Origin of the sequence: Neorhizobium galegae bv. orientalis str. HAMBI 540, from assembly GCF_000731315.1 — a bacterium.
In the GTDB taxonomy this organism is placed as follows: Bacteria; Pseudomonadota; Alphaproteobacteria; order Rhizobiales; family Rhizobiaceae; genus Neorhizobium; species Neorhizobium galegae.
In genome coordinates this window covers 1,060,151-1,082,973 of sequence record NZ_HG938353.1, presented here as the reverse complement: position 1 = coordinate 1,082,973, position 22,823 = coordinate 1,060,151, and the positions used below count along the sequence as shown (strand labels likewise).

The window sequence follows — 22,823 nt, the reverse complement described above, 5'->3', positions numbered from 1 at the left end:
TGGCTAAAAGTTGCCCGTCAAAGTGAGGAATATGAGAATTGAACTGGTACCCGATCGAGGCCCTTGAGCCTGGAAAGCTGGCTGTCCTGCATTTTCGCGACGAAACCGCGCCGCAATGTGTCGGCTATGTCGGACAGGACGGCGTCTGCGGATGGCCCGAAAAGGTGACGGGCCGCAGGCCGGACGGATGGCTCGACCTTTCCTCACTGTTTGCGGACATGACAACCGAAATACGCCGGGTCGCGGCGACCGCGTTGTAGGCAGACATTGCGCCGCAAACGGACGCAATGGAGTGTATTCCGACGCATATGGCAGAATACAGCTATCAACCAGGCCCCCATACTGGTAGGCACCCCATACATCACCCATTGGAGAGCTACCGTGACCCTGGACGAAAAATACCAAATTATTGTCAATGCTTTCCAGAACAACAAGTTTGGCGTCTCGCCGACCTCCACACGCGGAGCCGTCCAGAACTATTGCAAAAAGCACGGTCTCCAGGGCGAAGACTATACCGAGACCCTCGCCTCAGCGATGACTGCCGGCTTGATTGCCCAGATGGCGGATTCGGCCCTCACCATCCGAAACGCCGGCCGCGCCCTGCTGGCTCAGCGATAGGCTGGATCTGCGGCTGAGCGGCTACGCGGCTTGCACGCAAACAAGCGTAACGGCGCGTCTTCCGACACCCCGTTACGCTTTTGCGTAGCACCGCATGACTGGAGGTAATGGAGTGTTTCGCAAGCCCCCGGTGGATTAAAGGCGGTAAAGGATCTGGTCGTTCCAGAAGCGGTCGAGGCGCTGGAGCAGCTTGTTCATCTGAGAGAATTCGCCCTCGCCGATGCCGCCGACCTTTTCGATCGAGCCTATATGGCGCTCGTAGAGCTTGCCGACGGTTTCTGCGATCGCCTGGCCTTCCGGCGTCAGGCTGATGCGGACCGAGCGGCGGTCGATGCGCGAGCGCTGGTGGTTGATGAAGCCGAGGTCGACCAGCTTCTTGACGTTGTAGGAGACGTTCGAGCCGAGATAGTAACCGCGGGAGCGCAGTTCGCCGGCCGTCAGTTCCGAATTGCCGATGTTGAAAAGCAGGAGCGCCTGGACGGCGTTGACGTCGTCGCGACCCTGGCGGTCGAACTCGTCCTTGATCACATCGAGAAGGCGGCGATGCAGGCGCTCGACCAGATGCAGCGATTCCATGTAGAGGGCGCGAATGGTGTCTTCATGCGGATCTGCTACTGCCGGTGCCGCCTGCGGCTTCAGTTTCGTGTTCATCATGACTGCCTCATCCTGTTTTGTTTGGCGGTGTTTGTTTCTTCCCGCCTTGAGACAGACACTATCCAATACGCATAAAATTCGACTTAAAACATAGGCTTAACAAGCGCTTAACGCGTTCCTTCGAATTCCGGCCCGCCCTCGCCGGCCTGGGATGCGATCATTCAGATTTAAAATAAATCAATCACTTAGCGGCGAATTTCTGGTCAATTCAGGCCGTCAAAGCTTTAATTTCAAGGTGAATCAATTCTTACCCGCTCCGCCTTGCGGCGCGCTTCAACCCATAAGGAGAGCCGAAAGACGACATAGAGCGCTGCGACGAGGCCGTGCATGAGAGGCACGAGCCGATTGTGCCCGAAAATCTCCGGCCAGACGATATACATCGACACCTGCGAGATTGCAGCGATCGTCCAGAGCACAGGTCCCCAGGAAACGGTGAGCCACAGACCGAGCGAGGCGACTGGAAACAGCACGGCAAGCGAAGACGCCGCCACCTTCCAGGGAAGCGTCAGCAGATCGAAGCGGGCCATGCCCTTCAGCGAATAACCGACCAGCATCGCCCAATATTGCAGGCCGAACCAGAAACAGGCGATCGCGATCAGCCTGAGGAAGGCCACGTAGAGAATTTCGGTCAGCGTGCGCTTCGGCACCGTGAGTGAATCGGGTTCCATGGGACTACACTAGCCGCCACGGCCGCCGCCCGCCAGTACCAGCCAGTCGTCTGCACGATCGTTCAAGAGCCCTGCGCCTTGTCCTGATAGGGTTTGCCGCCAATCAATGGAGAAGGCATGACCCAGCGGAACTTTTCACATACGCCGATAAACCTCGCCGAGAAGCTGGGACGGATACCCGACCTCTGGCAGCAACGCGTCGTCGCCGAAATGAACGACTACCAGTTCAAGCTCGTCCGCATCGAAGGCGATTTCATTTGGCACGATCACCCGGAAACGGATGAAGCCTTCATTGTTATCGAAGGCCATTTGCGGATCGACTTCCGCGACGGCAGCGTTGAGATCGGCCCAGGCGAAATGTTCGTGGTGCCGAAGGGGGTGCAGCACAAGCCGTTCGCCGAAGAGGAGGTGAAGATGATGGTGATCGAGCCGCGTGGCGTTTTGAACACCGGCAACGAGGGCGGCGAGCGTACGGCTCAAAACGATCTCTGGATCTAGCCCGAGCCTCAACTGCGGCGATCGTTCCCATTCGCAAATGGCGCGCTGCATGATAATGACGCGCGCACGGGATGAGAAGTTGGAGACTTTGTCATGGACAAGACGCATCTGGTCGACGAGATCACCGGCCACCGCCGCATGCGGCGCAACCGCAAGGCCGACTGGACGCGTCGGCTGGTGCAGGAGAACCGGTTGACGGTCGACGATCTGATCTGGCCGATCTTCATCGTTCCCGGCACCGGCATCGTCGATCCGATCGCCGCCATGCCGGGCGTAAACCGCATGAGCGTCGACAAGGCGGTCGAGGCGGTGAAGGAAGCGGCCGATCTCGGTATTCCGGCGATCGCCACTTTCCCCGATATCGAGATGGAACTGCGCGACGAGACTGGCTCCAACAGCCTGGTCGCCAACAACCTGATCAACCAGGCGACCGCCGCTTTCAAGAAAGCGGTGCCGAATATCGGCATCATCACCGACGTGGCGCTCGATCCGTTCACCAGCCACGGCCATGACGGAATTCTCAGGGACGGCATCATCGTCAACGACGAGACGGTCGACCAGATCGTCCGCGCCGCCGTCATGCAGGCGGATGCCGGCGCCGACATCATCGCGCCGTCGGAAATGATGGATGGCCGCATCGGCGCGATCCGCCGCGGACTGGATGCGAGTGGCCACCAGGATGTCGGCATCATGTCCTACGCGACGAAATTCTCGTCCGGCTTCTACGGCCCCTATCGCGAGGCGATCAACACACGCGGCCTCTTGAAGGGCGACAAGAACAGCTATTACATCTCGCCGGCCAACGGCACCGAAGCGGTGCGGGACGCTGCCCTCGACGTCGAGGAAGGCGCCGACATGCTGATGGTCAAGCCCGGCATCGCCTATCTCGACATCTGCTGGCGCATCAAGGAAGCATTTGGCCTGCCCGTCTTCGCCTACCAGGTCTCCGGCGAATATACCCAGATCAAGGCGGCAGCCATGAACGGCTGGATCGACGGCGACCGGATCATGATGGAGACGCTGCTCTGCTTCAAGCGCGCCGGCTGCGATGGGATTCTGTCATATTTTGCGGTGGATGTGGCCAGGAAACTGGCGAAAAACAGATAAGCCTTGTTGCCGGAGCGGTCTCTTCCCATATCATCGGGGAGAAACAGGAGATGTTGAAACGATGAGCCTCGACCCGAACCCGGCCTATGCCGCACCGGACGACTGGCGCGCCTATAGCGGCGTTCTTTCGCGCCGGGTGTTCGCCTTCATCATCGACTATGTGATCGTCCTGCTGCTGTGCATTCCGGCAGCCGTCGTGGTGTTCTTCCTCGGCATCATCACGCTCGGGCTCGGCTTCATGCTCTATCCGGTGCTGTTCGTGATCGTCGCGCTTCTCTATTTCGGGATGACGCTCGGCGGCTCGGCCCAGGCCTCGCCCGGCATGCGCGCCATGGGGCTCGCCATGGTGCGGCTCGACGGCCGGCAGATGGATTTCCTCACCGCCATGGCCCACACCGTGATCTTCTGGATCATCAATTCGGTGCTGACGCCGCTCATTCTGCTCGCGGGCCTATTCATCGAGCGTTCGCGCCTCGTGCACGACCTGCTGCTTGGCACTGTCGTGGTGCGTACGTCGTAACGATTACGCTACTGGCCGAAAGTTTATGGCACTAGCCTGCTGCCTGCCGCAGCATATGGTTGACGTTTTACTTTTATGCGCCATGGTATGACATTACGACCCTAAAGACCGGACTGCCACGACGCAATGAATACCCAGGCAACGCCCTCACCGCAGTTCTACCTGACGGCCCCGGCAGTTTGTCCCTATCTCCCGGGTGAAATGGAGCGAAAGGTCTTCACTCACCTGGTAGGCGCTCGCGCCGCCGAGATGAACGACCTACTGACCCAGGGCGGTTTCCGCCGTTCGCAGAACATCGCCTATCGGCCGGCCTGCGAATCATGCCGCGCGTGCATTTCCGTGCGCATCCTCGCTCACGAGTTCGAGCCCGTGCGCTCGATGAAACGGGTTCTTGCCACCAATCGCGACGTGATCGCGACGGTCTACCCCGCGCAGCCCTCCACCGAACAGTTCTCGCTCTTCCGCCGTTATCTCGACGACCGCCATCAGCGGGGCGGCATGTCCGACATGTCGGCGCTCGACTATGCGATCATGGTCGAAGACACGCATGTCAACACCCGCATCATCGAGTACCGGCGCCGCGAGCCGGGCTCCGGCATCAGCGTCGAGCCGAAGGGGGAACTGCTTGCCGTCGCACTTACCGACATGATGAGCGACGGCCTGTCGATGGTCTATTCCTTCTTCAATCCCGAGTATGAAAAGCGCTCGCTCGGCACGTTCATGATCCTCGACCATATCGCCCGCACCAGGACGCTTGGCCTGCCGCATGTCTATCTCGGATATTGGGTGAAGGGTTCGGCGAAGATGGGCTACAAGACCCGCTTCCAACCCCAGGAACACCTGACCCCGCGCGGCTGGGAAATCTTCGATCCCGCCACGGACATCTGAAATCATCCCATGAACGATCATAAAAAGGGCCTCGTGCTCACCGCCATCGGCGGCCTTGCGCTCTCCTTCGACGTGCCGCTGGTGCGGCTCGGGCATGGCGAGATGTGGTCGACTGTTGCGCTGCGCAGCACCGCGACCTTCGCCGCCGCCATCATCCTCTGGCTGCTCGTCCGCCGCTTCGGCTCGACCCGCCCAGTGCTGATCCCCGGAAAAGCGGGGCTTGCCGCCGGCTTCTGCTACGGTATTTCGACGATCGCCTTCCTCGGCGCCGTGTTCAACACGGCGACCGCCAATGTCGTCTTCATCGTCGCCTTCACGCCGATGTATGCCGCCATTCTCGGCTGGCTGGTCCTGAAGGAACGTCCCTCGCCTTCGACACTCGTCACCATGCTGGTGATGTTTTTCGGCGTCGGCCTGATCGTCTCGGGCGGGCTTGCCGGCGGGCATATTTTTGGCGATGTGCTGGCGGCAACCGCGTCGTTCCTGCTCGCCTTAGCGATCACGCTCAGCCGGGCAGCGCGCATCGACATGGGCTTCGTGCCGCTGGTCGCGACCATCATTCCGGCAACGATCGGGCTTTCCTTCGTCGCCAGCAACGGCTTTTCGGTCGCGGACCCCGTCTGGGTGGTGTTCGACGGCGCGATCATGATGCCGCTCGCCTTCTGGTGTCTTGCGACCGGCCCGAAATATCTCTCCGGCCCCGAGGTCGGCATGTTCTACCTGCTCGAAACCATCCTCGCACCGATCTGGGTCTGGCTGATCTTCGCCGAAATCCCATCCTCCCGCACGCTCTTGGGCGGCTCCATCCTGGTACTAGCACTGATCGGTTATTCGGCCTGGCAGATGCGGCGCGTGGAGAGGTTGCGGACGGAATCGCCTGTTTGAGAAGACTTTTCAGCGCTGCCTCCCCATGTTATAACTCCGTTGCAACATGAGGATAAATTCATGAATGTCGCTATTCGCAAGATCGGAAACTCCGAGGGGATCATCATTCCGAAGGAAGTTCTGGACCGCATGGGCCTGAAGGCGGGAGACAACGTCAATTTGGCTGAAGAAGCGGGGCAACTGGTTCTGAAGCCGATCGACGATGATTTTGCACGCCAGCTCGAACATGCGGAACGTTTCATGGACAAGTACAAGGTCGCGCTGAAGAAGTTGGCTGAATAATGCAGTTCAACTTCCTGTCGCGGCCCGTTGTCGAGCATCTGCATAAACGACAGATCGAAAAATTCGGCGGCTCCTATGGTCTGCGAGACGAAGGCGCCCTGGAATCTGCTTTGGCGCGCCCACTCAACAAGATCTCTTACGGCTGTAACGATCTAATTGAACTAGCCGCCGCATACCTCTTCGGCTTGGCCATGAACCACGCCTTTATCGATGGCAATAAGCGGATCGCTATCGTCGCAGCGGGTGTATTTCTGATGGACAATGGCTATTTCATCGAAACCGATGAAACCATTCTCTACAAGTTCGTCCTCGCGGTCGCCGCCGGCGAGATCGACGAGGACGGCGCGACGCGTTTCCTGCGCGATCACACCGTTCTCCTCACCTGATCACCCCGCAAACTTCCCGCTCCGCGGAAAGCCCTTCGGAACGGCGCGGCCGGCGGTGGCGCGGTCGGCGATCCATTCCAGCAGTTCGTCCTTGTTGCGGGTGAACGAGCGGCCGGCGCTGTCTTCCCAGGAAAGGCCGTCGGCCATGGTGAAGCAGCGGATGTCGGAAATGCCGCCGTCCTTGTAGCGCTGCAGGCGCACGCCCTTGCCACGGGTCATTTCCGGCAGCTGCGACAAGGGGAAGACCAGCATTTTGCGGTTTTCACCGACGACCGCGACGTGATCGCCCGAGACCGGCACGACCAGCTTCGTTTCGTCGGGCATGGCGACGTTCATGATCTGCTTGCCCTTGCGGGTATTGGCGATCATCTCGCTCTCGACGACGACAAAACCGTTGCCGGCGGTGGAGGCAAGGATCAGCTTGCGATGCGGATCATGGACAAACGCGGTCAGGATGTCCTGGTCGTTCTCCATGTCGACGATGATGCGGATCGGCTCGCCATGGCCGCGGCCGCCCGGCAGCTTGTCGGCACCGAGCGTATAGACCTTGCCGCCCGTCGTGACGAGCAGCAGCTTGTCGGTGGTCTGGGCCGTAAACGCGATCTTCGGCCCGTCGCCTTCCTTGAAGGTCAGGGTCGAGGTATCCGAGATATGTCCCTTCAGCGCGCGGATCCACCCTTTCTGCGAGACGACGACGGTGATCGGCTCCTTCTCGATCATCGACTGGTTGATCGCGTCGATATCGGCATCCGGCGCATCGGCGAAGGTCGTCAGGCGCGCATAGGGCTTGCCCCGGCCCTTGGCGAAATTCTTGCGGACGTCCTGGATCTCGTGCTCGATCACCCGCCACTGCTTGTCCTCGGAAGCCAGCAGCGATTCGATATCCGCCTTCTCCTTGGTGAGGTTGTCGTGCTCGGTGCGGATCTCGAACTCTTCGAGCTTGCGCAAGGCGCGCAGCCGCATGTTGAGGATCGCCTCGACCTGGATGTCGGAGAGCGACCAGCGCTGCATCATGACAGGCTTCGGTTCGTCCTCCTCGCGGATGATGCGGATCACCTCATCGATATTGAGGTAGGCGATCAGCAGACCGCCGAGGATTTCCAGGCGCCGGTCGATCGCAGCCAGCCGAAAGCGCGAACGGCGGACCAGCACGTCTCGTCGATGCGCCAGCCATTCCAGCAGTACTTCGTTGAGCGCCATCACCTTGGGCACCCGGCCCATGGAGAGCACGTTCATGTTGAGCGGCAGGCGGGTTTCCAGCTCGGAAAGCTTGAACAGCGATTCCATCAGCAGGGTCGCATCGACGGTACGGCTCTTCGGCACCAGCACGACGCGCACGTCTTCGGCCGATTCGTCACGCACGTCTTCGAGCAGCGGCAGCTTGCGGGCGAGCAGCAGCTCGGCGATCTTCTCGATCAGCCTGGACTTCTGCACCTGGAACGGAATTTCGGTGACGACGATCTGATAACCGCCGCGGCCGAGATCCTCGATCACCCAGCGCGCACGAACGCGAAAACCGCCACGGCCGGTCTTATACGCTTCGACGATCGAGGCGCGGCTGTCGATGATGATGCCGCCGGTCGGAAGATCGGGGCCTTCGATGCCGCCCTTGGCAGGCTCGGCCGGATCCGCCATCAGATCCTCGATGGTCGCCGCCGGGTTCTTGATCAGGTGCAGCGCGGCATCGCACAGCTCATGGACATTGTGCGGCGGGATCGACGTCGCCATGCCGACTGCGATGCCCGACGTGCCGTTGGCCAGCAGGTTCGGGAATGCGCCGGGCAGTACGACCGGTTCGGAATTCGACTCGTCGTAGGTGTCGCGGAAATCCACCGCGTCCTGGTCGATGCCTTCGAGCAGCAGTTCGGAGACCGCCGTCATCTTCGATTCGGTATAACGCATCGCGGCGGGGCTATCGCCGTCGATATTGCCGAAATTGCCCTGGCCGTTGACGAGCGGATAACGCTGCGAAAAATCCTGCGCCAGGCGCGCCAGTGCGTCATAAATCGACTGGTCGCCGTGCGGATGGAAATTACCCATCACCTCGCCGACGATCTTTGCGCATTTGCGGAAGGCGGCGTTGGGGCGCAGGCCCATCTCGCTCATCGCATAGACGATACGGCGGTGGACGGGTTTCAGGCCGTCGCGCACGTCCGGCAGCGCACGGTGCATGATGGTGGAAAGCGCATAGGCGAGGTAGCGCTCTTCGAGCGCTGCTTTCAGATCGACGGGCAGGATGTGGTCGCCGCCGTCACCGCCCGGTGGTGTCAGATTTTTTCCCATGGGCCTTGACTAGCGGAAAGCCCGATTCTCGGCAAGAAAGTACCGGCGACAGCCTGTGGATGAAGGCTTTTCCCGGACTAAAATCAGTGTTTGATTTACCCTGAATCGTCAGCCGCAATTTTGACGAAAGGAATGTGGAACAAAGCCATAAACCTTTTACCCGGCTTGCCTATAAGGTCCCGCGAACAAGCAGACCGAACTATCGACAAAACCCTAACGGAACGCGGGCCGGACCATCGCCCGCCAGGAGGAACTCCGATGCAATACTCCACCAAGGCCCGGCTTCTGCTCGCCGGCGCAGCGCTTTCGACTTTCGCCGGCCCGGCATTCGCGCTCGACGGCAACGATCTCGTCACCAAGATCAACGGCGCGCTCTCGATCCAGGGCGGCGCCGGTTTCTCGGCTGAAAAGGCCACCGTCAGCGGGTCGAACGTGACGCTCACCAATGCCAAGTTGCTGGTCCAGGCCGGCAAGCAGAACCTGCCGCTCGGCACGGTGAAGTTCGAGGGTGTCGAAGAGAATAATGGCGGCTACACGGTCGAGAAGGTCACTTTCGACAACGTCAACACCAGCCAGGACAAGACGGTCTTCACCGCCTCGGATATCGCGATCAGCGGCCTTACCGTCCCCGGCAATCCAAGCGGCGACGGCCTCGATGCGATCATGCTCTATGACGAAGCGCATGTCGGCAAGATGACCGCTACCGTCGACGGCAAGCAGGCTTTTTCGGTCGATGGCGTGAACCTCACCACCGAGGTCGCCGACGACAGCTCCTCCGTCGGCTTCGACCTTCAGGTGAACGGGGTCAAGAGCGACCTCAGCCTCGTCGATGATGCCCAGGCCAAGGACACGCTGCAGCAACTCGGCGTCACTTCGATCGACGGCAAGGTGAACATGACGGGAAGCTGGACACTGGCGGATGGAAATCTGGAGATCGACGAATACGCGATCGATTTCGCCAAGGTCGGCAAGCTCAACCTCGCTTTCAGCGTATCCGGCTACACGCTCGACTTCATCAAGTCCGCGAACGAAACTGCCAAGGCGATGGAAGCCAATCCGAACAAGGAACAGGCCCAGCAGGCCGCGGGCCTTGCGATGCTCGGCCTGATGCAGCGCCTCACCTTCAACAGCGCCGAAATCCGCTTCGAGGATGCCGGCATTACCAAGAAGGCGCTCGACTACGCCGGCAAGAGCCAGGGCACCACGGGCGAAGCCATGGCGCAGATGCTGAAGGGCATGACGCCAATGATGCTGGCGCAGTACAACGTGCCGGAACTGCAGAACATGGTGAGCGCTGCGGTCAACAGCTATCTCGACAAGCCCGGCAGCTTCACGATCACCGCGGAACCGGCCGATGCCGTCCCCTTCCCGATGATCATGGGCGCCGCAATGGGCGCTCCGAACACGCTGCCGAAGGTTCTCGGCGTCAAGGTCACCGCCAACGACTGAGGCCTTCGGGCTGGATTCGAAAAGCCCCGGCGGGAGATCGCCGGGGCTTTTCCTTTAATGGGCCGATCCTTTAATGGGCCGAGGAACTCGTCATCGAGGCATGGTCCTTGTCATGGAGTGCGAAGCGGTCGATCATGCCGGCGCTCGCCTCGTTGGCGCCGTGCACCGTCACGTCCACGCCTCTACGGCGGTATTTGAGGACGACGTCGTCCAGCGCGCCCACCGCGGAAATGTCCCACAGATGCGCGTCGCTTACGTCGATCAGCACGGTTGCCACCGGCTCATCGAAGTCGAAGGACTTGAGCAGGCTTTCGGCGGAAGCGAAGAAGATCTGGCCCTCCACCTGATAGGTCCGGACACGACCATCCGCGGAAAGCTCCGAGCGGACGCGGACGAGCCGTGCGACCTTGCCGGCGAAGAAGATGCCGGAGAGCAGGACGCCGACCAGAACGCCCTTCGACAGGTCCTGCGTGGCGAGAACGGTCGCGACGGTCGCCAGCATGACGATCGACGAGGTTCCCGGATGGCGCTTGAGGTCGACGACGGACTTCCAGGAAAAGGTGCCGATCGAGACCATGATCATTACCGCCACGAGTGCTGCCACCGGAACCACCCTCAGCACATCGTCGAGCACGAGCAGCAGTACCAGCAGGAAGGCACCGGCGACGAATGTCGACAGCCGCCCTCGCCCGCCGGACGTGACGTTGATCACCGACTGGCCGATCATCGCGCAGCCGCCCATGCCGCCAAACAGCGCTGCGACGATATTGCCGGAGCCCTGGCCGAAACACTCCTGGCTCTTGCTGCTTGTCGTATCCGTCATATCGTCGACAATCTGCGCCGTCAGCAGCGATTCCAGGAGCCCGACGGCGGCAAGCGCGACGGAATAGGGAAAGATGATCTGCAGGGTTTCAAAGGTCAGCGGCACCTGCGGCCAGCCGAAGGCAGGCAGCGAGGTCGGCATTTCCCCAAGATCGGCGACCGTGTGGACATTGATGTCGAAAACGAGTGCCACGACCGTCACCACGACGATTGCGACCAGCGGCGACGGGACCACCTTCGTCACGTAGGGGAACAGATAGATGACAGCAAGCGCCACCGCGATGAGAACGTAGGTCACGCCCGGAACGTTGATGAGCTGAGGTATCTGGGCGATGAAGATCAGGATCGCCAACGAATTGACGAAGCCTGTCATCACCGAGCGCGACACGAAACGCATCAGCCGCCCGAGCTTCAGGAAGCCGGCGAGGATCTGCAGCAGCCCCATCAGGAGCGTCGCTGCAAACAGATACTGGATGCCGTAATCGCGAACCAGCGGCCCCATCAGCACGGCGGTCGATGCGGTCGCAGCGGAAATCATCGCCGGTCTGCCGCCGGTGAGCGCGGTGACGCAGGCGATTGCCACCGAGGCAAAGAGGCCGACCTTGGGATCGACGCCGGCGATGACCGAAAAGCCGACGGCTTCCGGAATAAGCGCCAGCGCTACGACAATGCCTGAGAGAACGTCGCCGCGAATGTTGAAAAACCATTCGCGGCGGTAAGCTGAAATTCTGTTCATGAGGAAAAGTTCGCAAAAAAATCGCATCCGCCGGGAGGGTTATCCAGGTGTGACCAGACGTAAATGAGGCTGATGCTTTGCGTTGTCCTGCGGATCGGCGGCCGGAAGAGCCACTCGGGAGTCGCACCCGAGTCCTTGTGATGGCAAACCATAGACGGTGGGATGCTGCGGCGCAATGTCACGAATAGAAAACCCGGCGATCGCTCGCCGGGTTTTTGTTGCTCGGAAAGAGCCGGATGAAATTATTCCAGAACCTGGATGACGGTCCGGGTCTGTGGATTGACGATGACGCGGCGGTCGTTGACGACCGTATAGGCGTAATCATCGTAACCATCGACGGTGTGGACCTCGACGGTATCGGGAAGGGCAGTCCCGACAGCGATGTCGCCCTGATAGGAAACCGACGGTACGCTCTGCTCCATGACATAGGTGCGAACTTCGCCAGGCAGAACGACCGTCGAATTGGTGGTGACCGGATCTTGGGTGACGATCGTCGTCTGGGCGTAAGCCGCACCGGAAAGCGCGATCAGGACCGCCGACGCGGCCAATAGGGTCTTGTGCATGTCGTAACTCCTATGCTTCTGCCTGCCCTAACAACACAAGCGCGCGGATATGGTTCCCCTATTCGCCCGACGCACGGGAAAGCCAGGGGCGGCGTCTTGACGCCACGGGCAGGCGCAAGCGACAAGATTGCGGTGACGAGGCGGGGACAGCCTGACTTGCTGCCTAAGTCCATTTGATCGGCTCCCGGCTGGCGGCTGATCGAGAATATGAAACTGAACAGTTCTGTCGTCCTCGATCGTCTCCAGCATGTCGCTCAATGTTTTTGTCGCCGACCGGATCGCCCCTCGCTGAAGCGACCCTAGATAAAAGCGTCTTTAGCGAAGGTTTTGTCCCATGAATTTGCCAATCCATCCATCTGCTCAGATATCCTTCCCCACGATCGACGCGGCGATCGACAGCGCGCTCGCCGCCAAACGCCTCGTCGGTGCCGTGGTGATGATCGCCAGAGATGGCGAGATCGTCTACCGCCGCGCCGCCGGATTGGCGGACCGGGAAGCGGGCCTCATGACCCAAGAGAACACGATCTTCCGGCTTGCCTCGATAACCAAGCCGATCGTCACCATCGCCGCCATGCGGCTGATCGAACAGGGCCGCATCGACCTCGACGATCCGGTGACGAAATGGCTGCCGGACTTCCGGCCACGCCTCGAAGACGGCCGTGAACCAGCGATCCTGATCCGGCACCTTCTCACCCACACGTCCGGCCTCAGCTATTGTTTCCATCTGGAAGAAGGACCTTATGTCCAGGCCGGTGTTTCTGACGGCGTCGACCAGCCGGGCCTTTCGCTTGACGAGAACCTGCGCCGCATCGCCTCTGTGCCGCTGCTCTTCGCACCCGGCACCGGCTGGCAATATTCGGTCTCGATGGACGTGCTCGGCGGGGTCATCGAAAAGGAAACAGGCAAGCGCCTCGGCGAGGCCGTCGTCGAACTGGTGATGCGGCCGCTCGGCCTCTCCGATACCGGCTTCACCGTCACCGACCGCAGCCGGCTCGCGGCCCCTTACGTCGATGTTTCACCCGAGCCGAAGCGGATGGGTGAAACGGAAAAAGTGCCCGTCCTCACTGGCACGGTGACATTCGCGCCGGACCGCATCTTCAATCCCGCCTCCTTCCATTCCGGCGGTGGCGGCATGGCCGGTACCGCCTCCGACGTGCTGACCGTGCTCGAAGCCATCCGCAAGGGCGGCGCGCCGCTGCTGTCCGAAAAGACGGTCGGGGCCATGATGACCAACCAGATCGGCGATCTGCTGGAGCCAACGCGGCCGGGTTTCGGGTTCGGGTTCGGCTGGGCGATCGTGCGCGATCCGGCAAAGGCAGGACTGCCGGTGTCCCCCGGCTCGCTGCAATGGGGCGGCGTCTACGGTCACCACTGGTTCATGGACCTGACGAGAAAAGTCACGCTGGTGGGGCTGACCAATACGACGCTCGAAGGCATGTCGGGCCAGTTCACGTTCGACCTGAAAAAGGCCGTCGCTGCCGACATTTAGGCCGGTCATCCTCAGAGATTGAATCAAAAAGCCCGGCACTTGGCCGGGCTTTTTCTGTTGTTCAGAGAACTCAGTCCTTCTTCGGCGTCGGCATGACGCGGATGGCGAGTTCGCGCAGCTGCTGCGGGGTGGCCGGCGACGGGGCGCCCATCAAGAGGTCCTGCGCCTGCTGGTTCATCGGGAACAGCGTCACTTCGCGCAGGTTCTTGGCACCGACAAGCAGCATGACGATTCGGTCGATGCCGAAGGCAGCGCCGCCATGCGGAGGCGCGCCGTACTGGAAAGCACGATACATGCCACCGAAGCGATCCTCGACATCCGCCTGGCTGAGGCCGACCTTTTCGAAGGCCTTGACCATCAGTTCCGGCGACTGGTTGCGGATCGAACCGGAGGCGATTTCGAAGCCGTTGCATACCGCGTCATACTGGAATGCCTTGATCGTCAGCGGATCCTGGTTTTCCAGCGCCTCGATGCCGCCCTGCGGCATGGAGAAAGGGTTATGGGCGAAATCGAGCTTCTTTTCCTCTTCGCTCCATTCGTAGAACGGGAAGTCGACGATCCAGCACATGTCGAAACGGTCGCGGTCGACGAGGTTCAGTTCCTCGCCGGCGCGGGTACGTGCCTCGCCTGCAAACTTGTAGAACTTGGCCGGGTCGCCGGCGACGAAGAAGCAGGCGTCGCCAATATCCAACCCAAGTTGATTCCGGATCGCCTCAGTTCTGTCTATACCGATGTTTTTGGCAAGCGGGCCTGCAGCCTCGGGAATACCGCCAGTCTCTTCTTTGTGTTTTTGAAGTCTCTGCTGGTTTTCTTCGCGGATTTTTTCAAGCATTTGCACACCTTGTGCATGCTTAGCGTTTGATCCTTTGTCATAGCCCTCTTGGATAAGGGCCTGCGCTGGCGCTTCATCAACAAGTTCAGGCCCGCGCCAGAAGATGTAGCCGAGGCCCGGCTGGCCGGTCGACTGCGCCCAGGCGTTCATGCGGTCGCAGAACGCGCGGCTACCACCGGTCTTGGCCGGGATCGCCCAGACCTCGACCTTCGGGTTCGAAGCGATCATGCCCGCGAACACCTTGAAGCCGGAACCGGCAAAATGTTCGGTGACGGCCTGCATCTCGATCGGGTTGCGCAGGTCCGGCTTGTCGGAGCCGTATTTGCGGATCGCCACGTCGTAGGGAATGCGCGGCCAGTCCTTGGTGACCGGCTTGCCTTCGGCGAACTGTTCGAACACGCCGGTCATGACAGGACCCATCGTGTTCCAGACGTCTTCCTGGGTGACGAAGCTCATTTCCAGGTCGAGCTGGTAGAATTCGCCCGGCAGGCGGTCGGCGCGCGGGTCTTCGTCGCGGAAGCAGGGAGCGATCTGGAAATAACGGTCGAAGCCGGCAACCATCAGCAGCTGCTTGTACTGCTGCGGCGCCTGCGGCAGGGCGAAGAACTTGCCTTCATGGATGCGGCTGGGCACCAGGAAGTCGCGCGCGCCTTCCGGCGAGGAGGCGGTCAGGATCGGCGTCGAATATTCGGCGAAACCGATCTCGCCCATGCGGCGGCGCATGTCGGAAATGATCTGGGTGCGCTTGACGATATTCCGGTGCAGGGTTTCGCGGCGCAGGTCGAGGAAGCGGTACTTGAGGCGCACGTCTTCCGGATAGTCCGGTTCGCCGAATACCGGCAGCGGCAGTTCCTTGGCGGCGGAGAGCACTTCGATCTCCTGGGCGTAGAGTTCGATTTCGCCGGTCGCCATGCCCTTGTTGACGGTGTCTTCGGAGCGCGCCTTGACGAGGCCGTCGATGCGGATGACCCACTCGCCGCGGACGACCTCGGCGGTCTTGAAGGCGGGGCTGTCCGGATCGGCGACGACCTGGGTCATGCCGTAATGGTCGCGAAGGTCGATGAACAGCACGCCGCCGTGATCTCGCACGCGATGCACCCAGCCGGACAGGCGGACGGTCGATCCGACGTCGGACTTTTTGAGGGCGGCACAGGTATGGCTGCGGTAACGGTGCATTTCAGTATCCTGGACGGTTAAGTTTTGCGGTCTTTTGGCGTGCATGGCACGGCCTGCCGGCTTTACGGAAAATCGGCGGGAAAAGCGCATGATGGACATGCTTTGTCAAGGTAGAACCGATCTGCCGCCCAAAACGCCGATGCGGAATGACGGGACATCCAGCCGCGGTCAGCCTGCCGCGGCAGCCCCGAACAGGCCGCGCATCGCCCTCTCCATGAGGCGCTCACATTAGAAAGACCAAGCGTGTCGCTTATCGCTGGCCCTGCCGATGGTTCGGGATATAGAACGGGTAGAACCATCCAAAACCTCTCCCGATTCCCGTGCAAAGCCCTCCCGATGAGCCATATCCGTCCGTTGATCCCCCTCCTCGTCACCGCAGGCATCCTGATTGGCGGCAACGGGTTGCAGGGCACCTATATCGCGTTGCGCGGCTCGGCTGAGGGCTTTTCGCCCTCGACGATCGGCATGATCGGCGCAGGCTACAGCATCGGGTTTGCCTTCGGCTGCATGTATGTGACACGGCTGTTGCGCCAGATCGGCCATATCCGCACCTTCTCGGCGATGGCCGCGGTGACCGCGTCCGCTTCGATCGGCATGTCGATGATCGTCGACCCGACCTTCTGGTTCGCGATGCGCTTCGTGACCGGCCTCGCGGTCGCCAGCCTGTTTGCGACGGTCGAGAGCTGGATCAACGCCAAGGTCACCAATGCCAACCGGGCGCGCACGCTCTCCATCTACCGTTTCGTCGATCTCGGCTCGGTGACGGTGGCGCAATACATCATCCCGACCGTCGGCATCGAAGGCCCGTTTATCTTCAACATCATCACAATCGCGCTGATCCTGTCGCTGGTACCGATCTCGATCGCCGACAAATCCAGCCCTGCGCCGCCGCAGGCAATCGCTTTCGACCTCAAGGCCGTCTGGCGCATCTCGCCGCTTGCGGTCGTCGGCGTCATCTCGGTCGGCCTGTCGATGGCGGCCTTCCGCAATATCGGGCCGATCTATGCGGCAGAGATCGGCATGAGCATCACTTCGATCGCCACTTTCATGAGCGCGGGCATTATCGGTGGCGTCGTGCTGCAATATCCGCTCGGTATCTATTCCGACCGGCTCGACCGACGCCGCGTCATCCTGTGGACGACGATCGGCTCGATCATAACCGGCGCCTACCTCTCCTTCGGGGCGGGCACCAGCGAGACCGCCAATATCGTCAGCGTCTTCCTGTTCGGCGCCTTTTCGATGCCGCTCTATTCGCTGTGCTCGGCGCATGGCAACGATTACGCCAAGCCGGGCGAACACGCGCTGGTTTCCGCCGGACTGCTGTTTTACTGGTCGGTCGGAGCGACGATCGGGCCGCTGCTCGCCTCGATCCTGCTGCAATATTACGGACCCCGCGCCTTTTTCGCCTACACCTCGTTCATTTTCCTGGGCTTCATGATCTTCACGCTGAGGCGCATGCGGGCGCGCCCCTCGGTGCCGCCATCGCAGCGTTCCTGGCGTTTCCGCTCGCTGCTTCGGACATCAGCCTATTTCAACAGGCTTGCCGGCCCGCCCGATAAAGACGAGCGCCAATAAAGGTTAAACACCGTTCCGTATTGACATATGCGGCCGGAAGGAGAAGGAAGGTTGATCACCCTCACGTGAATGAAACGATGATCCAAACGACCGCCGCACTCGAAGAAGCCTGCATCCAGCTGGCCCAATCGGACTTCATCACCATCGACACCGAGTTCCTCAGGGAAACGACCTTCTGGCCTGAGCTGTGCCTCATCCAGATGGCGAGCCCGACTGTCGAAGTCCTTGTCGATCCGCTCGCCAAGGGCCTGGACCTGAAACCCTTCTTCGAGCTGATGGCCAATCCCGCCGTCACTAAGGTGTTTCACGCCGCCCGCCAGGATATCGAAATCGTCTACCATCTCGGCAATCTGGTGCCGCATCCGATCTTCGACACCCAGGTCGCCGCCATGGTCTGCGGCTTCGGGGACTCGGTCTCCTATGACCAGCTCGTCAACCGCATCAAGGGCGAGAATCTCGACAAGTCGTCGCGCTTCACCGACTGGAGCCGCCGGCCGCTTTCCGACAAGCAGCTCGAATATGCGCTGGCCGACGTCACCCATCTGCGTGACGTCTATCTCTTCCTCAAAGCCCAGCTCGAACGCGAAGGCCGCGCCCTGTGGTTGACCGAGGAAATGGCCGTGCTGGAATCTCCCGGCACCTATGACCTGCATCCAGACGACGCCTGGGCCCGCCTCAAGTCGCGCCTGCGCAAGCCGACTGAGCTCGCTGTCCTGAAATTCGTCGCTGCCTGGCGCGAGCGCGAAGCGCGCAGCCGCAACGTACCGCGTTCCCGCGTGCTGAAGGACGATGCGATCTACGAGATCGCCCAGCAGCAGCCGAAGGATGTGGAGGCCATGTCGCGGCTTCGCACCATCCCGAAGGGCTGGGAGCGTTCTGCCTCCGGCGCCGCCATCATCGAAGCGGTCAACGCAGCACTTGCCCTGCCGAAGACCGAGATGCCGCATGCGCCGAAACATGTGCATGTCCCGGAAGGCACCGCCGCCGCGGTCGAGCTGCTCAAGGTTCTCCTGAAGCTGATCTCCGACAAGCAGGGCGTCGCCGCCAAGATCATCGCCAATACCGACGATCTCGAAAGGATCGCCGCCGAAGGCGAGGCCGCCGAGGTCGGAGCCCTTTCCGGCTGGCGTCGCGATCTCTTCGGCGAAACCGCCCTGAAACTGATCAGCGGCGGCGTGGCGTTGCGCTTCGTCAACAAGAAGGTCGAGGCGGTGGAGCTTTAGGGGTATTCTCTCCTAGAGCTTCCAGGGATCGATGACCGGAATTCCTGCCGCTTCGAAGGGAGCGGTATCCCGAGTGGCCACTGTAAAACCGTGGACCTGAGCGATCGCAGCGATCTGTCCGTCCGCGAATGAAATAGCCCGCCCCTTTTGGGTCGTCAGCGCCATGATCGAGGCATAGGCTATTGCAGCATCCCGGTCGAACGACAGGATTCTTGGGCCGAAGAACATCCCGACCAGATCTGACATTCTCTGATGAACCTGCGCCTTCCTCTTGCCAACCGGTAATATCTCGATTCCAGCGAACAGTTCGGCCAAACTCGTCGCCGTCAAATAGAGCGTTTCGGCGGGTTGCGCGTTCAGCCATGCGACGACGGATTGATTGGGTATTGGCTTTGCCGGCTCGGAAATCACATTCGTATCGAGAACGAGGCCGGCCTGATCGGAGCAGGATCACGTGTAATGTCCAGCTCCAGCCCACCGAATTCCTGGCCGAGCTCCCACAACGCCGTCCCGAGTTTCAGAGGTTTTGCCGCCTGCGAGGGCTGTTGGGCGATCGGCTCCTTCGACAGCAGTACCTCCTCCAAAATCTGCTCGATTTCGGCTTCCGCAGTCGTTCCATTCCTGATCGCTCGAGCTTCCAATGCACGGCTGGCTTCGTCGGACAGGTTTCGTATGGTGATTGCATTCATCATCTCACCTCCGATCAGATATTACTTATCTTTCCCATGATATCCATTCAGCAGACGCTTTTCAACGCGAGCCCAGCCATGATCCAATCGCTTGCCCGGGTGACCACCCAGCGTTCTGTGCCCGACTCGCTCCGGCATTTCCCCCGCAACCATGTGGGCAAGCGTCAACCGGCGAGCTTCGTCACCCTGGCGCTGGAGGCCTGAGCGACCGATGCGCTATCCAACATCGAATGCCCTGATCGCCGTCGTCGTCCTGCTCTCGCTGTTGCTCGTCCTCCTCATGGAAGCGTCGGGGTTCGGGGCCTTTTCGCCGCTCTGGAACCGCCCGATCATCCGGGTGATCTGCGCCGCCAATCTGCTCGTCGCCCTGCCGGGCCTGATGACGCGGAAGCACGTCGCCTGGCTCAACTACCTGCTCCTCAGCATCGCCGCCTATGTGGTGGCCTCGACCACGCCGATCGCCGCGCTCTGGGTCATTCCGAAGACCATGTTCTTCGCCGTCAGGCATGCATTTTCGAGCCTTTGGTGATCTTGTCGACGATCTTCTTCTCAGTCCTGATCGCGATGCCCACCAGCTTCGCATCCTCCGGCGAGAATTGCGCGAACACCTCGCGGTTGGCCGCATCATGGCCGGTAGAGAACATCTCCTCGACATAGGCCGACGTCGTCACCTCCCGTTCCAGCGACCGCCGGTGAATGGTGCGCAGCGTCTCCTGGTCGGCGGCCAGCACCACGATCGGCTGAATGCTCATCGGATTGTAGACATGACCTGCCGCATCCCGATATGCTTCACCAATGATCGCGGGATTTTGCGCGATGATGCCGCTCGTCAGAAACGCGGTTACATTGAGCTCCTGCCAGGGGGCGAGGTCATCGCGAAGCACGATCGCGATCTTGGTATCGAACATGAAGAACAACTCCGTCGAAGGTTATGCCAAAGGCCATGCAATGACAGACGAGATAGCGGCGGCGGATGCGGCCGGTCTTGAACGTTCGTGCAGCTCGGGAGCCACGGCTGGCGGCAGCGCAAGAGGCGCGCCTGACGGCAGCGCAAGAGGCGCGCCTGACGGCATCATCCAGGCCCCGTCCTCGCGCGGCATCGAGCGGATCGAGGCTCGCTTCCATGGCAACGGTTTCGAGCCGCATCGCCACGACACCTATGCGATCGGGCTGACACTCTCCGGCGTGCAGACCTTCCAGTATCGCGGTGCCGCCCGCGCCAGCCTGCCCGGCAATGTCATCGTGCTGCATCCGGACGAGGTGCATGACGGTGCGGCCGGCACCGACGACGGCCTGCGCTACCGCATGCTCTACCTGCCGCCGGAACGGCTGATCGAGGCGGCCGGCGGTTCGCGCGGCCTGCCCTTCGTGCCGGATCCCATCATAGCGGATGCGGGATTCCGGCAGTGTCTTACCGAAGCCTTGGACGATCTCGAAGCCGAGCCGCAGGACCTGCTGCTCGACGACCTGATCGGCCGCATAGCCACAAGCCTCTGGCACCATGCCGACGGCAAGGGCAGCGTTGCCGGCACGCCGCGGGCACAACAGGCGGTTCTGCGCTGCCGCGATTACCTACAGGCGAATTCGGAGCGGGTCGTCTCTTCCGAAGAACTCGAAGAGGTGAGCGGTTTCGATCGCTACACGACCGCCAGGCAGTTCAGGAAGCTTCTCGGCACCAGTCCGCACCGCTATCTCGTCATGCGCCGGCTCGACCGGGCGAAGGTCCTGCTGTCACAAGGCGGCAGCCTGGCGGATATCGCGGCCGATACGGGCTTTGCCGACCAGGCGCATTTCACCCGTCATTTCAAGAAGACGTTCGGCATGACGCCAGGCCGCTGGATGGCGCTTCGCAGGAGCGCCTGAGGCCGCCGGCCTTTGTGAAATTTCAGTCATCAAAGCTTCATCGAAGCGTCAATCTTCCATCACCTCGCCGTCATGCACTCACCTTAACCGGTTGGCGTCTTTGACACGCCAACCAACAGGTGATCCCATGACCAAATTTCTGCTTGCTACCGTAGCGCTTGCCGCGCTGATCGGCGGCTCCGCTTCTGCTGACGACAAGGTTTTCCCGGCCAAGCTCACCGGCCAGGCGATCCTTCCCGCCAACACGGTCGTTCCGGCTCCGGCCGATGCGCCGGCGTTCCTCAAGACCTCCGGCAAGTTCACCACCGCCGACCGCAAGCGCACCGACGCCCTCGCCACCCTGCCGGGCAAGGACGGCGCCCGCATCACCGACGTTAAGCTGCCGCTCGACGGCCAGCCGGTCCAGGGCTTTTCCGGCATCAAGACGATGGCTGACGGCACCTTCTGGACGCTGTCGGACAATGGTTTCGGCTCGAAGTTCAACTCGTCCGACTCGATGCTCTTCCTGCACCAGATGAAGTTCGACTGGGCCACCAACAAGGCTGAAGTCGTCAAGAACGTCTTCCTCTCCGACCCGAACAAGATCGCTCCGTTTCCGATCGTCACCGAAGCCACCGAAACCCGTTACCTGACCGGCGCCGATTTCGACATCGAATCCGTGCAGCCGGTCGCCGACGGCTTCTGGCTCGGCGATGAATTCGGCCCTTATCTCCTCAAGGTCGACACCCAGGGCCGCTTGACCGACGTCATCGCTACCACCGTCGACGGCAAGCTGGTGCTTTCGCCGGACAACCCGCTCATCCAGCTGCCGGGCAACCCTGCTGCCAAGATGCCGGTCTTCAACCTGAAGCGTTCCGGCGGCTTCGAGGGCCTCGCTATGGCGAAGGACGGCTCCAAGCTCTACGGCCTGCTCGAAGGCCCGCTCTACAAGGACGACGGCCAGGTCGAACAGGCTGACGGCAAGACCGCCATCCGCGTCATCGAATTCGACGTCGCCTCCAAGAAGTGGACCGGCCGTTCGTGGCTGTATCCGTTCGCCGACAAGGGCGCCGCGATCGGCGATTTCAACATGATCGATGCCTCAACCGCCCTCGTGATCGAGCGCGACAATGGCGCCGGCACCAAGGACAAGGCCTGCGCCGATTCGAAACAGCCGAAGCCGGATTGCTTCGACGTTCCGGCCGAGTTGAAGCGTGTCTACAAGATCGAGTTCAACGACGCCAATGTCGGCAAGGCCGTTCGCAAGATCGGTTATATCGACCTGATGAACATCCAGGACCCGGACAACAAGAAGAAGGTCGGCAGCGTCGCCGGCGTCTACGACATGCCGTTCGTGACGATCGAGAACGTCGACGTGATCGACGCCACCCACATCATCATCGGCAACGACAACAACCTCCCCTTCTCGGCAGGCCGCGCCGTCGACAAGGCCGACAACAATGAGTTCAGCGTGCTCGAAGTCGGCGAATTCATGTCTGCTAAGTAATTAGCAGGCGTCCCAACAGCGAAAAGCGTCCGGTGAAAGCCGGGCGCTCTTTTTGTTTGGGACACGGGGATAGAGCAGTGGCCTACGCAGGTGTTTCACCGGCGCCATTCATCCATTAAATGGCATTATGT

General features: G+C 61.0%; 26 protein-coding genes and 1 other annotated feature. Of the genes, 17 read left to right on the top strand and 9 right to left on the bottom strand.

Features of this window, described 5'->3' with window-relative positions:
• The first annotated feature begins 38 nt into the window (after window positions 1–38).
• Both RG540_RS05540 and RG540_RS05535 read left to right on the top strand, forming a co-directional pair.
• On the top strand, window positions 39–260 hold the full coding sequence (locus RG540_RS05540; protein ID WP_038585529.1) for a hypothetical protein: 222 nt from the start codon (window positions 39–41) through the stop codon (window positions 258–260).
• A 121-nt stretch (window positions 261–381) separates the two neighbouring features.
• A complete protein-coding gene (locus tag RG540_RS05535; RefSeq protein ID WP_038541845.1) occupies window positions 382–618 on the top strand; it encodes a hypothetical protein in 237 nt (78 codons plus the stop codon).
• Window positions 619–753: 135 nt separating this feature from the next.
• Here the strand turns inward: RG540_RS05535 and ldtR are convergent, their stop codons facing one another.
• Window positions 754–1,269, bottom strand: coding sequence for a transcriptional regulator LdtR (gene ldtR, locus RG540_RS05530; protein ID WP_038549003.1), 516 nt, complete (start codon window positions 1,267–1,269; stop codon window positions 754–756).
• Window positions 1,270–1,502: 233 nt separating this feature from the next.
• Window positions 1,503–1,940 carry a DUF6163 family protein gene (locus tag RG540_RS05525; protein WP_038585526.1) on the bottom strand — a complete coding sequence of 146 codons (438 nt, stop codon included), beginning with the start codon at window positions 1,938–1,940 and terminating at the stop codon, window positions 1,503–1,505.
• Between the two features lie 117 nt (window positions 1,941–2,057).
• Here RG540_RS05525 and RG540_RS05520 point away from each other — a divergent pair, with 117 nt between their 5' ends.
• The 7 genes from RG540_RS05520 (at window position 2,058) to RG540_RS05490 (ending at window position 6,506) form a co-directional block, all read left to right on the top strand.
• The gene (locus RG540_RS05520) at window positions 2,058–2,438 is read left to right on the top strand and encodes a cupin domain-containing protein (RefSeq protein WP_038585523.1); all 381 of its coding nucleotides are present in this window, start codon (window positions 2,058–2,060) and stop codon (window positions 2,436–2,438) included.
• A gap of 93 nt (window positions 2,439–2,531) precedes the next feature.
• The gene (gene hemB, locus RG540_RS05515; protein WP_038585521.1) at window positions 2,532–3,545 is read left to right on the top strand and encodes a porphobilinogen synthase; all 1,014 of its coding nucleotides are present in this window, start codon (window positions 2,532–2,534) and stop codon (window positions 3,543–3,545) included.
• 61 nt (window positions 3,546–3,606) lie between these two features.
• On the top strand, window positions 3,607–4,065 hold the full coding sequence (locus RG540_RS05510; RefSeq protein ID WP_038585518.1) for an RDD family protein: 459 nt from the start codon (window positions 3,607–3,609) through the stop codon (window positions 4,063–4,065).
• 126 nt (window positions 4,066–4,191) lie between these two features.
• Window positions 4,192–4,953: an arginyltransferase gene (locus RG540_RS05505; protein WP_038541835.1), complete on the top strand. Its 762-nt coding sequence runs from the start codon at window positions 4,192–4,194 to the stop codon at window positions 4,951–4,953.
• A gap of 9 nt (window positions 4,954–4,962) precedes the next feature.
• A complete protein-coding gene (locus RG540_RS05500) occupies window positions 4,963–5,838 on the top strand; it encodes a DMT family transporter (protein WP_038585515.1) in 876 nt (291 codons plus the stop codon).
• Between the two features lie 60 nt (window positions 5,839–5,898).
• Entirely contained in the window at window positions 5,899–6,120 is a 222-nt protein-coding gene (locus tag RG540_RS05495) for an AbrB/MazE/SpoVT family DNA-binding domain-containing protein (protein WP_038585512.1), read from the top strand.
• Window positions 6,120–6,506 (top strand): type II toxin-antitoxin system death-on-curing family toxin, encoded by a 387-nt coding sequence (locus RG540_RS05490; RefSeq protein ID WP_038585509.1) that lies wholly within the window; start codon window positions 6,120–6,122, stop codon window positions 6,504–6,506. Before RG540_RS05495 ends, RG540_RS05490 begins: the two co-directional genes overlap by 1 nt.
• Here the strand turns inward: RG540_RS05490 and parC are convergent, their stop codons facing one another.
• Window positions 6,507–8,789: a DNA topoisomerase IV subunit A gene (gene parC / locus RG540_RS05485; protein WP_038585505.1), complete on the bottom strand. Its 2,283-nt coding sequence runs from the start codon at window positions 8,787–8,789 to the stop codon at window positions 6,507–6,509.
• Between the two features lie 258 nt (window positions 8,790–9,047).
• Between parC and RG540_RS05480 the strand changes: the two genes are divergently transcribed.
• Window positions 9,048–10,238, top strand: coding sequence for a YdgA family protein (locus RG540_RS05480; RefSeq protein ID WP_038585502.1), 1,191 nt, complete (start codon window positions 9,048–9,050; stop codon window positions 10,236–10,238).
• A 70-nt stretch (window positions 10,239–10,308) separates the two neighbouring features.
• Here the strand turns inward: RG540_RS05480 and RG540_RS05475 are convergent, their stop codons facing one another.
• The gene (locus RG540_RS05475) at window positions 10,309–11,796 is read right to left on the bottom strand and encodes a SulP family inorganic anion transporter (RefSeq protein ID WP_038593111.1); all 1,488 of its coding nucleotides are present in this window, start codon (window positions 11,794–11,796) and stop codon (window positions 10,309–10,311) included.
• Between the two features lie 80 nt (window positions 11,797–11,876).
• Window positions 11,877–11,934: a sequence feature (sul1 is cis-regulatory element that is thought to sense ions involved in sulfur or methionine metabolism; They are found in Alphaproteobacteria), on the bottom strand.
• Window positions 11,935–12,038: 104 nt separating this feature from the next.
• A complete protein-coding gene (locus tag RG540_RS05470; protein WP_038585499.1) occupies window positions 12,039–12,359 on the bottom strand; it encodes a DUF1236 domain-containing protein in 321 nt (106 codons plus the stop codon).
• Between the two features lie 334 nt (window positions 12,360–12,693).
• Between RG540_RS05470 and RG540_RS05465 the strand changes: the two genes are divergently transcribed.
• A complete protein-coding gene (locus tag RG540_RS05465; protein WP_038585496.1) occupies window positions 12,694–13,848 on the top strand; it encodes a serine hydrolase domain-containing protein in 1,155 nt (384 codons plus the stop codon).
• 70 nt (window positions 13,849–13,918) lie between these two features.
• Here RG540_RS05465 and aspS read toward each other — a convergent pair whose 3' ends face one another.
• On the bottom strand, window positions 13,919–15,901 hold the full coding sequence (aspS, locus tag RG540_RS31560; RefSeq protein ID WP_407668867.1) for an aspartate--tRNA ligase: 1,983 nt from the start codon (window positions 15,899–15,901) through the stop codon (window positions 13,919–13,921).
• A gap of 291 nt (window positions 15,902–16,192) precedes the next feature.
• On the opposite strand from aspS, the gene RG540_RS05455 reads away from it, so the two are divergent.
• Together RG540_RS05455 and rnd are read left to right on the top strand one after the other, a co-directional pair.
• Complete coding sequence (locus RG540_RS05455; protein ID WP_038585490.1) at window positions 16,193–17,431, top strand: MFS transporter; 1,239 nt, start codon at window positions 16,193–16,195, stop codon at window positions 17,429–17,431.
• A 77-nt stretch (window positions 17,432–17,508) separates the two neighbouring features.
• Complete coding sequence (rnd, locus tag RG540_RS05450) at window positions 17,509–18,654, top strand: ribonuclease D (RefSeq protein WP_038585488.1); 1,146 nt, start codon at window positions 17,509–17,511, stop codon at window positions 18,652–18,654.
• A gap of 12 nt (window positions 18,655–18,666) precedes the next feature.
• Here rnd and RG540_RS05445 read toward each other — a convergent pair whose 3' ends face one another.
• Both RG540_RS05445 and RG540_RS05440 read right to left on the bottom strand, forming a co-directional pair.
• Window positions 18,667–19,065, bottom strand: a complete 399-nt coding sequence (locus RG540_RS05445) for a type II toxin-antitoxin system VapC family toxin (RefSeq protein WP_038585485.1) — start codon at window positions 19,063–19,065, stop codon at window positions 18,667–18,669.
• A complete protein-coding gene (locus tag RG540_RS05440) occupies window positions 19,062–19,346 on the bottom strand; it encodes a FitA-like ribbon-helix-helix domain-containing protein (protein ID WP_051909245.1) in 285 nt (94 codons plus the stop codon). Before RG540_RS05440 ends, RG540_RS05445 begins: the two co-directional genes overlap by 4 nt.
• Window positions 19,347–19,421: 75 nt before the next feature.
• Here RG540_RS05440 and RG540_RS33455 point away from each other — a divergent pair, with 75 nt between their 5' ends.
• Complete coding sequence (locus RG540_RS33455; protein ID WP_275451996.1) at window positions 19,422–19,547, top strand: hypothetical protein; 126 nt, start codon at window positions 19,422–19,424, stop codon at window positions 19,545–19,547.
• Window positions 19,548–19,554: 7 nt separating this feature from the next.
• Window positions 19,555–19,872: a hypothetical protein gene (locus RG540_RS05435; protein WP_038585482.1), complete on the top strand. Its 318-nt coding sequence runs from the start codon at window positions 19,555–19,557 to the stop codon at window positions 19,870–19,872.
• On the opposite strand, the gene RG540_RS05430 is transcribed toward RG540_RS05435, so the two are convergent.
• A complete protein-coding gene (locus tag RG540_RS05430) occupies window positions 19,844–20,251 on the bottom strand; it encodes a DUF2000 family protein (RefSeq protein WP_038585479.1) in 408 nt (135 codons plus the stop codon). The genes RG540_RS05435 and RG540_RS05430 overlap by 29 nt on opposite strands.
• A 166-nt stretch (window positions 20,252–20,417) precedes the next feature.
• Here RG540_RS05430 and RG540_RS05425 point away from each other — a divergent pair, with 166 nt between their 5' ends.
• Together RG540_RS05425 and RG540_RS05420 are read left to right on the top strand one after the other, a co-directional pair.
• Entirely contained in the window at window positions 20,418–21,206 is a 789-nt protein-coding gene (locus tag RG540_RS05425) for an AraC family transcriptional regulator (protein WP_038593105.1), read from the top strand.
• Window positions 21,207–21,333: 127 nt separating this feature from the next.
• Entirely contained in the window at window positions 21,334–22,692 is a 1,359-nt protein-coding gene (locus RG540_RS05420; RefSeq protein ID WP_038585477.1) for an esterase-like activity of phytase family protein, read from the top strand.
• The last annotated feature ends 131 nt before the right edge of the window (window positions 22,693–22,823 follow it).